The 14,554-nt window shown below is 49.8% G+C and carries 15 protein-coding genes and 1 riboswitch; of the genes, 5 read left to right on the top strand and 10 right to left on the bottom strand.

From position 1 onward, the window contains the following. Positions 1-2 precede the first annotated feature (2 nt). The 4 genes from BV910_RS02885 to BV910_RS02870 all read right to left on the bottom strand — a co-directional run bounded on the left by BV910_RS02885 (position 3) and on the right by BV910_RS02870 (position 4,164). The gene (locus tag BV910_RS02885; RefSeq protein WP_078146278.1) at positions 3-998 is read right to left on the bottom strand and encodes an aspartate-semialdehyde dehydrogenase; all 996 of its coding nucleotides are present in this window, start codon (positions 996-998) and stop codon (positions 3-5) included. 12 nt (positions 999-1,010) lie between these two features. After that, the gene (locus BV910_RS02880; RefSeq protein ID WP_078147890.1) at positions 1,011-2,210 is read right to left on the bottom strand and encodes an aspartate kinase; all 1,200 of its coding nucleotides are present in this window, start codon (positions 2,208-2,210) and stop codon (positions 1,011-1,013) included. Between the two features lie 114 nt (positions 2,211-2,324). After that, positions 2,325-2,504, bottom strand: a riboswitch (Lysine riboswitch). 77 nt (positions 2,505-2,581) lie between these two features. Further along, the gene (locus BV910_RS02875) at positions 2,582-3,010 is read right to left on the bottom strand and encodes a GNAT family N-acetyltransferase (protein ID WP_078146277.1); all 429 of its coding nucleotides are present in this window, start codon (positions 3,008-3,010) and stop codon (positions 2,582-2,584) included. Then, a complete protein-coding gene (locus BV910_RS02870; RefSeq protein ID WP_078146276.1) occupies positions 3,004-4,164 on the bottom strand; it encodes an alanyl-tRNA editing protein in 1,161 nt (386 codons plus the stop codon). The genes BV910_RS02875 and BV910_RS02870 overlap by 7 nt, the downstream gene beginning before the upstream one ends. A gap of 95 nt (positions 4,165-4,259) precedes the next feature. Here BV910_RS02870 and BV910_RS02865 point away from each other — a divergent pair, with 95 nt between their 5' ends. After that, on the top strand, positions 4,260-4,988 hold the full coding sequence (locus BV910_RS02865) for a GntR family transcriptional regulator (RefSeq protein WP_078146275.1): 729 nt from the start codon (positions 4,260-4,262) through the stop codon (positions 4,986-4,988). A gap of 28 nt (positions 4,989-5,016) precedes the next feature. On the opposite strand, the gene BV910_RS02860 is transcribed toward BV910_RS02865, so the two are convergent. The 4 genes from BV910_RS02860 to BV910_RS02845 all read right to left on the bottom strand — a co-directional run bounded on the left by BV910_RS02860 (position 5,017) and on the right by BV910_RS02845 (position 9,657). Beyond that, positions 5,017-6,120: an LCP family protein gene (locus BV910_RS02860; protein WP_015880737.1), complete on the bottom strand. Its 1,104-nt coding sequence runs from the start codon at positions 6,118-6,120 to the stop codon at positions 5,017-5,019. A gap of 150 nt (positions 6,121-6,270) precedes the next feature. Next, a complete protein-coding gene (gene nagB / locus BV910_RS02855) occupies positions 6,271-7,035 on the bottom strand; it encodes a glucosamine-6-phosphate deaminase (RefSeq protein ID WP_078146274.1) in 765 nt (254 codons plus the stop codon). Continuing rightward, the gene (gene nagA, locus BV910_RS02850) at positions 7,032-8,180 is read right to left on the bottom strand and encodes an N-acetylglucosamine-6-phosphate deacetylase (protein ID WP_078146273.1); all 1,149 of its coding nucleotides are present in this window, start codon (positions 8,178-8,180) and stop codon (positions 7,032-7,034) included. The genes nagB and nagA overlap by 4 nt, the downstream gene beginning before the upstream one ends. Positions 8,181-8,298: 118 nt before the next feature. Further along, a complete protein-coding gene (locus BV910_RS02845; protein WP_078146272.1) occupies positions 8,299-9,657 on the bottom strand; it encodes an MATE family efflux transporter in 1,359 nt (452 codons plus the stop codon). A gap of 40 nt (positions 9,658-9,697) precedes the next feature. Here BV910_RS02845 and BV910_RS02840 point away from each other — a divergent pair, with 40 nt between their 5' ends. Continuing rightward, complete coding sequence (locus BV910_RS02840) at positions 9,698-10,471, top strand: CHAD domain-containing protein (RefSeq protein WP_078146271.1); 774 nt, start codon at positions 9,698-9,700, stop codon at positions 10,469-10,471. Here BV910_RS02840 and glsA read toward each other — a convergent pair. Together glsA and BV910_RS14765 are read right to left on the bottom strand one after the other, a co-directional pair. Continuing rightward, on the bottom strand, positions 10,468-11,409 hold the full coding sequence (gene glsA / locus BV910_RS02835; RefSeq protein WP_078146270.1) for a glutaminase A: 942 nt from the start codon (positions 11,407-11,409) through the stop codon (positions 10,468-10,470). The two genes, BV910_RS02840 and glsA, sit on opposite strands and share 4 nt — an antisense overlap. A gap of 48 nt (positions 11,410-11,457) precedes the next feature. Next, positions 11,458-11,622 (bottom strand): hypothetical protein, encoded by a 165-nt coding sequence (locus BV910_RS14765; RefSeq protein WP_168169830.1) that lies wholly within the window; start codon positions 11,620-11,622, stop codon positions 11,458-11,460. Between the two features lie 61 nt (positions 11,623-11,683). Between BV910_RS14765 and hemG the strand changes: the two genes are divergently transcribed. From hemG to BV910_RS02820, 3 genes are all read left to right on the top strand, one after another. Continuing rightward, positions 11,684-13,102, top strand: coding sequence for a protoporphyrinogen oxidase (hemG, locus tag BV910_RS02830; RefSeq protein ID WP_371328161.1), 1,419 nt, complete (start codon positions 11,684-11,686; stop codon positions 13,100-13,102). After that, positions 13,099-14,181 (top strand): TIGR04053 family radical SAM/SPASM domain-containing protein, encoded by a 1,083-nt coding sequence (locus tag BV910_RS02825; RefSeq protein ID WP_078146268.1) that lies wholly within the window; start codon positions 13,099-13,101, stop codon positions 14,179-14,181. Before hemG ends, BV910_RS02825 begins: the two co-directional genes overlap by 4 nt. A gap of 63 nt (positions 14,182-14,244) precedes the next feature. Continuing rightward, entirely contained in the window at positions 14,245-14,547 is a 303-nt protein-coding gene (locus BV910_RS02820; protein WP_078146267.1) for a hypothetical protein, read from the top strand. The last annotated feature ends 7 nt before the right edge of the window (positions 14,548-14,554 follow it).

Raw genomic sequence — 14,554 nt, 5'->3', positions numbered from 1 at the left:
CCTTATTTCGTCGCTGTTTGACTAATCATACATTGTGCGATTTGAACGGCATTCGCGGCCGCTCCTTTTCGAACGTTATCTGCAACGCACCAAAGATGGAACGTATTCGATTGTGAATCGTCTCGGCGAATTCGTCCGACATACACCTCATCCGTCCCGTTCGCATCGAGAGGTGTCGGGTAAACCAGTTCAGATGGATTGTCCATCAACACGATTCCTGGTGCATCGGCGAGGACGGCTTTCACTTCTGCGACCGTCGCATCCCGTTCGAGCGTCACCGTGATCGATACCGCATGACTGTTTCGTACCGGCACCCGGACACAAGTGGCCGTCACCCCGAGGTTTGGCGCATTTAAAATCTTACGTGTCTCATCCATCATCTTTTGTTCTTCTTTCGTGTAGCCATTTTCTAAAAATACATCGATGTGCGGCAACACGTTATCATAAATCGGGTACGGATAATTCGTCGGTTCTTCTCCGCGCGCACCGCGCTCGAGGTCATCAATCCCTTTTTGACCCGATCCCGATACCGCTTGATACGATGTATAGGCGACGCGTGTCAGTCCGTATACTTCCGCTAGAGGTGCGAGCGCCACGACCGATTGAATCGTGGAACAGTTCGGGTTCGCGATGAGCGTCTTTTCCGGACTGAGTTCGACTCGGTTCACTTCCGGTACGATGAGTGGAATTCCTTCTTGCATTCGGAATGCGCTTGAATTATCGATGACGATGACTCCTTGCTCGCTCAACCGCGGGGCGTATTGCTCACTAATGCTCCCACCTGCAGAGAAGAGTGCGATATCGATCGGGTCCGCATAAATCGCATCGGTCAATTCACGAATCATGATCGATTGCCCATTCACCTCGACCGTCTTTCCTGCCGAGCGGGCTGAAGCATAGAGTCTCAGTTCGCTGATTGGAAATTCATATTCTGTTAAGACGTCAATCATTTTTTGTCCGACGGCACCTGTCGCACCGACGACTGCTACGTTATACATTATGCTCCCCCCTTATAAGTGAAACCGGGCCGCAATGGCTGCGACTGCCGCTTCTACGTCTTGTTCTTGAATCGTATAGGAAATACTGATTTCAGACGTCGTGACTTGATAGAATGGAATCCCCATCTCACGGAATGTCGCGAAGAGCTCTGATGCGACGCCTGTCGCGTCTCGCATGCCGATTCCGACGACCGAAATTTTTGCATGTTCCGTGTGACGATCGATTTTGATTTGAGGCAAGGTCGCTGTCAACTCCGCGAGTGCCTCTTCTAAAAATGCCTCTTCATCGAGCGGACATGTGAACGAGAGGAACACTTCACCGTCGAATGCCGTCTGTGAAATCATATCGATGTTGACGTGTCGCTCTGACAATCGTTCAAAGATGTCTGCGACTCCCGCCGCCGTATGCGGAATATGTTTGATTGAGACACTGAGTACGTTCTTGACGACACTCACACTCGTGACTGCTTTCTGTTCCATCGCTTGCGTCGTATCCATGATCCATGTTCCTCCTTCGCTCGAAAGCGTCTTCCCAACAAAAATATTGACGTCATATTTCTTTGCGAGCTCCACGCTTCGCATCTCCATCACTTTAGAGCCCAGTGCGCTCATCTCCATCATCTCGTCATAGGAGACCGTATCAAGCCGTTTCGCCGTCGGATGGATTCGTGGGTCCGTCGTATATACACCCGCGACGTCCGTATAAATTTCACAACGCTGACTGAGGACGGCCGCCAGTGCGACGGCTGTCGTGTCCGAACCGCCACGCCCAAGGGTCGTGACGTCTCCCGCTTCATTCACGCCTTGGAATCCGGCGACAATCAGGACGTCGTATTGACGCAACTTCTCGTGTAACACTTCTTTCCGAATCGCTTTGATTTTGCTCTTCGTATGAATGCCCATCGTATCAATCCCGGCTTGCTGTCCTGTTAATGAGATGGCCGGTACGCCTCGCGAGTTCAAGGCGATACTGAGTAGGCTAATTGTCTGTTCTTCCCCGACGGCGAGTAGCCGGTCGAGTTCGCGAATCATCGGGCGATCCGTGATTTGTTTGGCGAGCGACAAGAGCGAATCTGTCGTTTTGCCCATCGCCGATACGACGACGACCAATTTTTCACCGGTCGCCACACGTGTCTGTAAATAGTCCGAAATGGCTTGTATTTGTTCGATTGTGGCAACGGAGCTGCCACCAAATTTCAGTACGGTTGTCATCAAGTTCCCCACTTTCAAGATGTCCACCAACAGAAAAAGCGGCAGACCGGTAGGAAGCACTCTCCCTACGGTCTGCCGCTTGTACGCGCAGTTGAAAAACGATTAAAGAATCGTTCCGTAGATAGCGCTCCATGGTAGTTGACCATGGCAGTGTAGGCGTTGTTCACGACTACCCCAGCCTTCATTCACACGCACGTGAACGTCGACTTCGGCGAATTTCCCCTTTCGGCTCGGTCCGGAGTGCGTCCGTTTCAACCAAGCTTACTCATGTCATTCGCAACCTCTATCTGTCAGTTGTTAGTATTAGTTATAACAAAACGAAATCTTCTTGCCAACCTTTTTTTAGAAAAATGGGATATTTCAAAAAAGGATTACCATGTTTTTCGCATCATGCGGTGTGGGAGATTGGCATCCAAAAACTCATCTCCGAACTCCTCGTACCCGAGCTTTTCATAAAACGGAAGGGCCGTCAGTTGTGCACCCAATCGTAGTTCAACCAACCCTTGACGTTTCGCGACACGTTCAACTTCAATCATAATGTCTTTCCCATATCCATGACCCCGGGCCGATTGAATCGTCGCCACTCGCTCCACTTTTCCGACAGTCGAGTCGACTGGACGAAGACGCGCTGTCGTCACAGGTTCGGAGTCAAGGAGCCCGACCACATGTGTACACATATCGTCTAAATCATCGTATTCTAAACTCGCATCAATTCCTTGTTCCTGAACGAATACGATCTCCCGCACTTGTTTGGCCTGTTCAATCAACGCTGGTTCGTTTCCCGATTGAATGATCAACATGGTAAAACTCCTTCCTGCAATCGTTTCACGATTTCTTCGATTCCCTTTTCTAGTTCCGCTACGGATGTGAAACGCGCTTGGGCCTGCTTATGGCTTCCACCGCCACGACCGATCTGCATCTCTTGGAGCGCCGCTTTCAAGAATGTGCCGACGGCGATATCCTGTGTCCCGTCATGCATAACGAACAATTTCTGCGTTCCATAGTTGGCGCCAACGGCAATTCGTCCTGTTGCTGCGATTCGTTCGATGATGGCGGTCGTCAACGTTTCCGCTTCTGTTCTCCCGACATGTAAGGCCACATAGTTATCTTCTTTCAACACGGCCTCCACTTTCGCTTTGGCAATCCGTTCTTCGAGCGTTTTGATTTCTTTTTCACGTTCCAAACGAATCGTATGTTCTTCGATTACACGGGCTGCCACGGATTCATTCGTTGTCGAGAATGTATGGTGAATCGTCCGCAACGCTGCTCGCGCTTGTTGAGTCGCCTTGATCGCTCGATTTCCGGCCACATACGTCAAGCGGAGATTCCCCCTCACTTTCTTCATCGCCGTCACATGGATGGTACCGAGTTGTCCCGTTGTCTCCACATGAGTACCACCACATGCATTGTAATCTAAACCTTCGATTTCGACGATGCGAATCATCCCCGTTCGGTCCGTCTCTTTCCGTAAGCGCGCCCGGTCTACTTCTTCTTCCGGAATCTCGTAGACATGAATCGGATGGTTTTCAAAAATCAGTTGTTGCATCTCTTGTTCAAGTGCTTCAACGTGCGCCCAGTCCATCGTTGCCGTTTCAATCTCAATGGATGAATCCGTTTCTCCGATTCCAAAGCTGAGCGTCCGAATGCCATGGTGGTCTTCCAAAATCGCCGTTATCACATGTTGAGCCGTATGCTGGATGGAATGGTCCCGTCTGACATCCTCATCGATTCGAACTTCTACCGCTTTGCCCGCTGGTAATGATTCTGACAAGAGATGCCACACTTCCCCGCCCTTGATTTGTACATCTAGTACAGGAAGCGTCCCAATCCATCCACGGTCAGCCGGTTGTCCCCCACCTTCCGCATAAAACGGACTGTTCTCGAGTGTGTGCCAATGACCGTTGCCGTCTTCCTTTATCGAGGTCACGACTGTATTTGCTGTATATGGTTCCATCTTGTCCTCCACCCTCTCTCTATAATCTGTTCAGACAACTAGTTTAATTTCGTCTATAATGAAACATACATCTTCTCAGTCAGGAGCGAAATGATATGTTAGAAATCGATAAACAATCTCCGTTACCTATTTATTATCAAATTGAAGCGTACTTAAAGCAACAAATTGATGACGGATTGTTAAAACCAGGAGACACCTTGCCTTCAGAGCGTGAATTTTCGGAGCAATTTCACGTCAGTCGGATGACGATTCGTCAAGCCATTATGAACCTCGTCAACGCCGGTTATTTGAGCCGTCAAAAAGGACGAGGCACATTCGTCGCGAGTCAGAAGATTGCGATGACGTTATCGGGACTGACAAGTTTTTCCGAGGAAATCAAACATCGAGGTATGCGACCGCTAAGCCGTCTCTTGTCATACGAGGTCATTCCGGCAACGGATCGCATCGCGCAGCAACTGAGTATCCCAAATCAAACACCGGTTTATGAGATGAAACGGCTACGACTCGCCGATGATCATCCACTTGCGCTCGAGACCGCCTATATTCCCGTTCATTTATTGCCTGACCTGACGCAAGATGACGCCACGGGATCGATCTATGCGTATGCCGAACAGCATGGCTTACGCTTGAAGAATGCAACACAAACACTCGAAGCCCGGAGCGCCGGTCCAGAAGAAGCCAAGCTCCTCACCATTTCTCCGAACGCACCGGTCTTGTTGATTGACCAGCGAACATATCTCGAGGATGGCGGCATGTTTGAATACAGCCGTTCCCTTTTCCGTGGCGACTCGTACTCTTTCACTATCGCCATGGATCGCATATAAAAAAAGTTTGCCCGAGGGCAAACTTTTTTTATTGGGCTTCATACGTTACCCCGCTCGGGTCTAACGTATACGATTCGAGTTCTGTATCGGACATCGGCTCGACACGGTTACCCGCATCCGCTTGTTGCACACGATAGCGCACTTCTTCAAGAAGCGGTTCGTTCAAGAAGTAATAGAAGTGTCCGTCATCTGCCCGGGCACCTTCTCCAGTCAATTGGTATTGCACCGTATTGTGGAGCGCGCCAACGTCTTCAATTAAACGCATATAGTCATTCGGTCCAAGTGTCGTCTGCATGTTGTCACCGACGGCTTTCAAGACCTTATCGTAATTGTTTAGGAGTGATGTGCCGAGTGATTGTTCGAGCACGGCATTAATGACTTCCATCTGGCGTTGTCCACGACCGATGTCCCCACGTGGGTCATCGTATCGATTTCGGACGTAGGCAAGTGCCTCTTCACCAGAAAGCCGTTGAAGGCCTTGTTCGATTTGAACTGTCTCACGTGACGCATCGTAACTGTTTTGTTGTGATGAGAACGGAACATCAATCTCAACGCCACCTACCGCATCAATGAAATCAACGAACCCTTGGAAGTTGAGCGAGACGACATGGTCGATTTCAACACCGACTAAATCTTCGATCGTGTTCGTCGCCATCCGCATCCCGTTGTTCGGATTCGATTCATCCATCGAACCGAAATAGTAAGCGTGTGTAATCTTGTCTTGGTCAAGTCCCGTCTTGCCATAAGGAATGTTATAACCCGTGTAGTCGATGTTGACATACGAATCACGCGGGATACTGAGCATCGTCGTCTGCTTTTCTTTCTTGTTTAAAATGACGACAATCATGACGTCTGATCGTCCGAACTCACCGCGCGCTTTCTTCTGTGGCGAAAGGTCTGTTCCTAAAACCAAGAACGTCTCCGTATCTTCTTTATCATAACGAGTCGGCTCAACCGTCGGGTCATCCTCTAACGTGACTTGGGTGCCGGACAACATATTGTGGGCTTTGTAAAACGCTGTACCGTAAATGCTAGACCCAGCAATAATTGCAATCAGCACGAGGGCACTAAATATCTTATAAAACGCAGACGGACCTGTGCGCTGTCTGCGAGCATGTGTTCTAGAATTCATATCGGTCTCCTTCGAGTCAAAATAATGAGCTTCACTCATTATAGAGGAAAGCGGGAAATTTGTCGAAAACGTTTTGATGACAAATTCGTTTCTTTACATTTTCCCACAGTTGAACACAGAAAAACCCGCGGAGATGACTCCGCAGGTTCGTTAATCCCGAATGGTGAAAAATCGTGTTGCCGCTTCTTGCCCACGGGCTTGTAAGGATTCCGCACAGCGCGATGCAGCCGCCCCGTCGAGCACGACCGTCACACCTGGATGGGCCTGTAGGATTGTGGCCGGCCAGTCGACCGTCGGTACGCTTTCAATCATGTGCTGTACCGCTTCAGCTTTCCGCTCCCCTGTCGCCACAAGGACAATCTCACGTGCGTTCATGATCGTATCGAGCCCCATCGTGATCGCATGCGTCGGGACGTCTTCCAATCGGTCAAAAAAGCGACGGTTTGCCTCTCGTGTTGATTCGGTGAGTTCGGTCACGTGCGTCTTCGCATCGAGGGCCGTGCCCGGTTCATTAAATGCGATGTGACCATTTTCCCCGATACCAAGAAGTTGTAAGTCGACACCAAGCTTCCGAACGAGGTCTTCGTAACGAGCCGCTTCCGCTTTTGGGTCCGGTGCGTCCCCTTGAGGCAAGTGACTCTGTTTGAATGGCACTTCATCGAAGAGACGGTCTTTCATAAAGCGGTTGTAACTTTGAGGATGTTCGGGCGATAATCCGATATATTCGTCTAAATTGACGCTCGTCACATGGCTACAATCGAGCGCGTCCTGTTTAAACATCTGATACATCCCGACCGGTGTGCTACCGGTTGCGAGACCGAGTACAAAGTCATGTTTCCCTGAAATCCGTTCTTTGATTAGCGTATAGGCGATTCGTTCCGCGTCGTTCGCCGTCTTTGCGACTAGTACATTCATCTTTGTTCCTCCCGTTCATATACGATTCGACCTTTGACGAAAGTCATCTGAACATGTGTCGTGTCATCCCAAACGACAAGGTCTGCATCAAACCCCGATTTGATATCGCCTTTTGTCGTCAATCCGAATTCTTTGGCTGCATTCGTCGAGGTCATTTTGACCGCTTCTTCCACCGTACATCCCGTATATGCCTGAATGTTTCGGAATGCGGCATCCATCGTCAACACACTACCTGCAAGGTTTCCGGTTTGAAGTCGCGCAGCCCCGTCCGCTACGATGACCGGTTGACCGCCAAGCTCATATTGCCCTTCCGGAAGTCCTTTTGCTCGCATCGCATCCGTGATGACGACAAGCTCATCTGCTCCTTTTAAGCGAAACGCGAAGTCGACCATCTCCGGACGACTATGGATCCCATCTGGAATGATTTCCGCAATGACTCCACCCTCTAAGAGACAATACCCTACCGTTCCGGGTTCTCGATGGTGTAACCCACGCATTTGGTTATAAAGATGCGTCCCGTGTTTGACGCCCGCCTGCTTGTTCTCTTCAAATGTCGCGCTCGTATGGCCCGCTGAACCGATCGCACCAGTTTCGCGAAGCACCGCTTCAAATGCACGTGCACCTGGCCGTTCCGGTGCATACGTAACGAGGCGGATATGACCACCGGCGAGCTCTTGCCATTTTCGGAACTGCTCGGCGTCCGGGTCGATAATATATTCTGCCGGTTGTGCCCCAGCCATCTCCACGTTGACAAATGGACCTTCCAAGTGGATTCCGATGAGTGTCGTATCCTGCGCTTCGATGACATTTCGGACTGCCTTCAAGGCATGCTCAATCGCTTCTTTTGACTGCGTGATCGTCGTCGCGAAAAAGGAAGTGACGCCTTCCTGTAGCATGTCGTTACTCAACTGTCGAAGTTTTGATTCATCCGCATCCATCGTATCGACTTCATATCCTCCATGGATATGCACATCGATGAGACCCGGTGTCACAAGCGCTCCAGCGACATCAATCACAGGCTCGTCCTGTTGTTCAAACTGGTCCATCGATCCAACCTCATCAATCGTTTGACCATTCCATCTGATATATCCACGTTCCCATGTATGTTCTGCTGACACGATACGAGCATTGATCAATGTCCCCATCGGTTTACCACTCCTTTTTGTTTTCCTCCATGTTATCATATCGGATAAAAGTATAGTTGTATAGACCAATTTTGAATGAATAAAAGATTGTTCACATTTGCGAACAATCTTCTCCTCTTTATGTCGATTGAACCGTCCCGTAGCGCCGGACAATCCATACTAACCGGAGGAATAACAAGACCGCTCCGGCTGCGAGTCCGGCAATCAAGCCAATCCAATAACCGTCTGGTCCAAATCCGGCGTGCTCTGCCAAGACATAACCGAGTGGTAAACCGATAACCCAATAAGCGACGAGTGAAAGGACGAGCGTGATGTTGACGTCTTTAAAACCACGTAATATCCCTTGAATCGGTGCCGCGACAGCATCTGACAGTTGGAAGAATACAGCGAAGATCATAAAGTGAGCTGCAAGGTCCACGACCGTCGGATCATTCGTATAAATAGCCGCGACCTGTTCCCTTTGCCAAAACAAAAAAGCACCCGAAAAGATAGAGACTCCGAGACAGAGCGCGAGCCCGATTTTTGCATAGCGGACGGCATCCTGCAGTCGTTTCGCGCCGAGTTCATACCCCACGACAATCGTCAATGCGCTCGATGCTGAGAGTGGCAACATGTAAACAAACGAAGCGAAGTTAATCGCCGCTTGGTGAGCCGCGACGATTTGGTCACCGTATGAACTGAGCAATACCGTGACCGCCGCAAAGATACTGACTTCGGCGAAAATGGCGAGTCCGATTGGGGTCCCAAGTTGTAACAGCTCTTTTTGCCGGAGCCAGACCATCCGTTCGGTCGTCCGTAAAAACTTGTATTCGCGGAATGGCTTCCCGTTTCTCACGAAGAAGAAGGCCATGAAGAAGAGTAGCCAGTAAGTGATGCTCGAGGCGATTCCCGCTCCAACACCGCCGTACGCCGGCACACCCAGTTTTCCGAAGATGAAAATGTAATTTAATCCGACATTAATGGGTAACCCTAGTAGTATGAGGATCATCGAGACTCTTGTCTTGCCTAGGGCATCCATGAGCGTGCGTAGCACATTGAACAGGAACATCGGCAAGACGCCGAATCCAAGGGCAAGCAAGTATTCTGTCGCGATTCGTTTCCCTTCTACACTGAGCCCCATGCTCTCGATTGCCATCGGCACAAGGAATGAACCCAACGTCAGCGTGATTACGCTTAGCATAATGGCTAAATAGATACCTTGAAACAAGGTTCGTTGAATCTGTTGACGGTCTCGCGCACCAAGCGCTTGCGAAACAATCGGGGCCACCGCCAGCAAGATTCCACTCAGTCCGGTATACACCGGCATCCACAAGCTTGAACCGACTCCGACACCAGCCAAATCGACGGCACCCGCCCGGCCGGACATGACGGTATCGAAAAAGCTAATCAAATAAAAAGACACTTGCGTGACTAGGATTGGAAAGAAAATCGTGAAGAACAGTTTGATTTTTTCGTTTAATGAATGTGTTTGGTACATGGACAACCCTCATCTCTTTTTCAGAAAGGAACTTATAATTATGAATCAACGGCATGCAGAAAAACTTAAATTTGAACTGTTGGAAACGTGGAACACGTTCAATCACTATGTGACGGAAGCCCTCACCTTTAACAATTCTGAGGATATTCACCGCGCCCGGGTGCATTTACGGAAACTGATCACCTTCATGCAACTATACGAAACGAAGCCGGCGACATTTCGACAACTCAAACAATTGATGGAGGCACTCGGTCATGTGCGCGACCTCGACGTCCTCATCGAAACGTTTGATTCTAAATCCGAACTCGACCATGCGTTTCTTGAAGCGATGGAGACAGAACGTGCCATCGCACGGACGATTCTATCTACCCGTGTCAGTGAAAAAATGACACCGTCGCTCGATCAACAAGTACGTCGCTTCATCGGTGGACCGTTATTTCGTGCGTTCAAAAAAACGAACGCCTCCCCGATGTTAGAAAAGGCGAAAAGTGAGCGCAAGCAACGTGTGCGCGTCTATCATGAACAATCCAGTGGAAAAGAACAACTTGAAGCGCTCCATAAAGTCCGTTTAGCCGTCAAACGCGAACGCTATTTACATGAGTACTTGCTAAACTATGAATCGGATGCATCGATGGACACTGTCCGAACGTTAAAAAAAATGCAAACCGAACTCGGTGAGATGAACGACCATGACCAACTGTTAAAGCGTTGGCGGGCCTTCACCCCTCCAGCTGAACTACAGTCCGAATACGACCAAAAAATTGAAACATTACAGCAGGAACTCGATGCATCCGTGGAGCACCTATCGATTTAGCGAGATGTATAGCGCTCAATCAATAGTTCCAACAACTTCATTCCGGCAATCGAGTTTCCTTTTGAATCAAGTGCCGGACCAAATATGCCAAACCCGACGTTATTCAAATCCAGTTCGTGGTTCCCGACCGCCAAGATGGCACCCGACACCCCACTTTTTCCTGGAAGACCAACCCGGACAGCGAACTCACCCGATGCATCATACATGCCACACGTCGTCATGATGGCCTTGACGTTTCGGACGACCCGACGTGGAATCAACTCTTCGCCCGTATCCGGGTCTTCTCCATTCCCTGCAAAGACACGCCCGATTCGTGCCAAATCAAAACAATCAATCTCGATGGCACACTGTTTCGTATACACATCAATGATCTCATCGACGTCACCTTCCACAATTCCATGGTGACGCATGAAATAGAGCAAGGCACGGTTCAAGTCGGTCGTCTCGTATTCAGAGCGGGCGACTTTTTCGTCGTACATGACCTCCTCGACCGAGCGATTTAATAACGTCGCTAAAAACTGGCGGAACTGATAGATTTTGAGTTCTGCCGTCTCCCCCAAAATCATACTCGTCACCGCTAACGCTCCGGCGTTGATCATCGGATTGAGCGGTTTTGACGGGACCGTTTCCTCAAGTTTGGCGATGGAGTTGAATGCGTCCCCCGTCGGCTCCATCCCTACTTTCGAAAAGACATAGTCCTCCCCGAACTCCATCAGTACATAACAAAGGGTGAGCGCCTTCGATACGCTCTGAATCGTAAACTTGTGATGAACATCCCCCGCATGAATATACGTACCGTCCGGCAAACAAATTGCCACCCCGAGTAAATCGTTTTTCACATGTGCGAGTTCAGGGATATAATCCGCCACTTTCCCTTGAGCCGTGTACGGACGACACTCATCAACCAAGTGATTCAACTGTTGTTCGAGTACATTCATTCGATCACCTCATGTTCCATCAAATTTCAACCGGGTCATCTTATCATATTACCCGTCTGGTGGTCCATCATCTTTATACCAGTCTTCATCCGCCCAAATCATCGGTGGACTTTCCTCGTCTCCAACCAACTTTTCTCCATGTCGATTCATCGACAGAATAAACCCAGCTATGCCTACCATTACAAGCGTCGCAACGATAAGGAAGGAAGCCATTCCATCGTCCCCTTTCGAATTCGTGACAAATTTGTCTAGAACTCCGTGACACTTATCCTATATCTCCGTCAACATTCCCGGTACCGTTAAGACGACAACAACTTTAGAGAAATGGGTGAATCAATTGAATCGTATCGCGATTATTGGAGGTGGCATCACCGGACTTGCCGCAGCCTATTATGCCAAAGAAGCCGGAGCTCATGTCACATTGATCGAGGCGCAGGACCGTCTCGGTGGAAAAATTAAGACCATTTATCGGGATGGGTTTACGTTAGAGACTGGACCCGACGGTTATATGGCACGAAAGCCGACCTTGACATCACTCATTACGGATCTCGGTCTCGCAGATCAACTCGTCCGCTCCAGAACCGGGACTTCTTACATTTACGTACGGAAGCAACTGAGACAGATGCCGGCCGGATCGGTCATGGGCATCCCGACCAAGTTTTGGCCGATGGTCAAAACGGATCTCTTTACTTGGAGAGGAAAACTTCGCGCCGGATTCGATCTCGTGATTCCACGCGTGTATGCAGGAGAGGATATCTCGCTCGACCGTTTCTTTCGAACGAGACTCGGCTCAGAAGTCGTCGATACGATGATCGAACCGCTTCTGTCCGGGATTTACAACGGGACACTCGAAGACATGAGCATCGAGTCTACTTTCCCTCAGTTTATCACGATTGAACAAAAAACTCGCAGTCTGATTCTCGGAATGAAAGCACTCACCCCTCCAGTCCAAGCTGGTGTAAAGCCGTCCGAGACTGGTAAGTTCCTGTCGATCGAGCAAGGACTCGGAGCACTCGTCGAGGCGCTCCGTCCGTCGATCGATCGACTCATGTTAAAGACGCTTGTTCAATCCGTTCGACCTCATGAAGTCACATTTGCCGATGGGACGGTCGAACAGTTTGACGGTATCATTCTTGCGACTTCCCCTCAAGCACTCGGACCTCTGCTCGGATTCCCAGAAGCCGAACGCTTGTCATCGTTAAAACGTACCTCTTCGATGACCGTACTCGCCGCCTTCGACGAGTCAGATGTGGATGCGTTAGATGGAACCGGCTACGTCATCGCCAAATCGGAAGGAAACGCCTTGACCGCTTGTAGCTGGATGCATAAGAAATGGCCACACCTAGCTCCTGAAGGAAAAGCACTGCTCCGCATGTATATCGGTTCAGAACATGTCCCGTCCCTGCTCCATGAAGAGGATGATCAAATCGCAAACTTCGCTTTAAGCGAACTTCGACGCATTCAAAAAGTCGGGACTCCCCTCTTCACGAAAGTCGAACGACACATTCAAACGATGCCACAATATGAAGTCGGTCATAAACAGGACGTCCGCGCGTTCGAAGAAGCACTTCTGAAGTGGGACGGCGTCGAGGCGTGTGGTGCCATTCTTCATGGAGTCGGATTACCTGACTGCGTCGATTCTGCCAAACGGGCGGTCGATCACTTACATCTTCGACAGGCGGTGACGGTATGAAACACATCGACTATAACGAAAACCCGTTCATCGTCATTTGGGAAGTCACACGGGCCTGTGCGCTCTCCTGCGTCCACTGCCGGGCAGAGGCACAATTTCACCGTTACGAAAACGAACTCGATACGGAAGAAGGGAAGGCATTGATTCGCGAGATTCATGCGATGGATAACCCGATTCTCGTCTTTACGGGCGGTGATCCTCTCATGCGTGAAGATTTATTTGAATTGACCGCATACGCCTCTTCCCTCGGGATGCGCGTCTCGATGACACCTTCCGCCACACCTCGAGTGACTCACGATGCCGTGAAACGAGCGAAAGCGGCTGGTTTGTCACGTTGGGCCTTCTCCATTGACGGACCGGACGCCGTGACGCATGACTATTTCCGCGGCACACGTGGCAGTTTCGACCGTACCATTCGAGGAATCTCATATTTCCGAGAGGAGGGAATGTCATTTCAAATCAATACGACGGTGACCGAATACAACGTTGATCGATTACCGGAAATGGCGAAACTCGTAGAATCCCTCGGCGTATCCGTCTGGACGCTCTTTTTCCTCGTGCCGACTGGACGTGGATCCCTGTTACAACCCATTACACCAGAGCGACATGAGGAAGTATTGAAATGGGCGTTCTCCCTACAAGAGACGGCACCCTTCATCATCTCGACGACGGAAGCCCAATTTTATCGGAGAGTTGCCCGACAAGAAAATCAGCGCCGCCGGGCAGCAGGGCTCCCTCCAATCGGACATCCCCATGACGATTTGGCGAAGGCCCCTCGCGGAACGAATGACGGCAACGGGTTCGTCTTTATCTCACATACAGGGGACGTCCAGCCGTCCGGTTTTTTACCGATCCCCTGCGGAAACGTCCGAACGACACCTCTCGCCGATATTTATCGCCATCATCCGACGTTCAAGGAGCTGCGTGATCCCGACACTCATCATGGCAAGTGTGGGTATTGTGAATATCGGTATCTATGTGGTGGTTCGCGGGCTAGAGCCTATGCCGTCACTGGCGATTATAAGGAGGCGGAACCGTACTGCATCTATCAGCCAGAACATCCCCTCGTTTCACAATAAAGATTCCCATTTATTCCCTCTCCGTGTAAGATTGAATTATATGATGAGAAGGGAGCCACGTAGGTGCAGTCATTACCGATTGACGGATTGTTCTATATTGGGTTGGGTACAATTTTTATCGTTACGACTTTACTCGGGTTCGGAATCAAGCGATGGACGAAACAAGGTATGATGGGATTTTACACGCTACTCGCAACAAGTCTTGGCTTATTCTTTTGGTTACTGCTCTGGTTTCAAGAAGCGACCCGTGCCAGCTTTATGGGAACTATTCCATGGGTATTCAACTCATTTTTTGGGACGGTACTCTATCTCATTTTTATAGGCATCAGTTATTTGATTTTGAGAAGAAAGCGTCGGCATACATAAAAGAGGA

This window comes from Exiguobacterium sp. HVEsp1 (genome assembly GCF_002009685.1).
Classification (GTDB): domain Bacteria; phylum Bacillota; class Bacilli; order Exiguobacteriales; family Exiguobacteriaceae; genus Exiguobacterium; species Exiguobacterium profundum.
Note: the sequence above shows the minus strand (reverse complement) of the source record. Positions and strands in the feature narration are given on the sequence as shown.

Bases quoted from the DNA above. Each gene is read 5' to 3' on its own strand.
- BV910_RS02825 (WP_078146268.1), top strand. From the start codon at position 13,099: ATGAAACACATCGACTATAACGAAAACCCGTTCATCGTCATTTGGGAA.
- BV910_RS02865 (WP_078146275.1), top strand. From the start codon at position 4,260: ATGTTAGAAATCGATAAACAATCTCCGTTACCTATTTATTATCAAATT.
- BV910_RS02875 (WP_078146277.1), bottom strand. From the start codon at position 3,010: ATGTTGATCATTCAATCGGGAAACGAACCAGCGTTGATTGAACAGGCC.
- BV910_RS02885 (WP_078146278.1), bottom strand. From the start codon at position 998: ATGTATAACGTAGCAGTCGTCGGTGCGACAGGTGCCGTCGGACAAAAA.
- glsA (WP_078146270.1), bottom strand. From the start codon at position 11,409: ATGAATGTACTCGAACAACAGTTGAATCACTTGGTTGATGAGTGTCGT.
- BV910_RS02840 (WP_078146271.1), top strand. From the start codon at position 9,698: ATGAATCAACGGCATGCAGAAAAACTTAAATTTGAACTGTTGGAAACG.
- nagB (WP_078146274.1), bottom strand. From the start codon at position 7,035: ATGAATGTACTAGTCGCAAAGACGGCGAACGACGCGGAACGAATCGCC.
- BV910_RS02860 (WP_015880737.1), bottom strand. From the start codon at position 6,120: ATGAATTCTAGAACACATGCTCGCAGACAGCGCACAGGTCCGTCTGCG.
- nagA (WP_078146273.1), bottom strand. From the start codon at position 8,180: ATGGGGACATTGATCAATGCTCGTATCGTGTCAGCAGAACATACATGG.
- BV910_RS02880 (WP_078147890.1), bottom strand. From the start codon at position 2,210: ATGACAACCGTACTGAAATTTGGTGGCAGCTCCGTTGCCACAATCGAA.
- BV910_RS02845 (WP_078146272.1), bottom strand. From the start codon at position 9,657: ATGTACCAAACACATTCATTAAACGAAAAAATCAAACTGTTCTTCACG.
- BV910_RS14765 (WP_168169830.1), bottom strand. From the start codon at position 11,622: ATGGCTTCCTTCCTTATCGTTGCGACGCTTGTAATGGTAGGCATAGCT.
- BV910_RS02870 (WP_078146276.1), bottom strand. From the start codon at position 4,164: ATGGAACCATATACAGCAAATACAGTCGTGACCTCGATAAAGGAAGAC.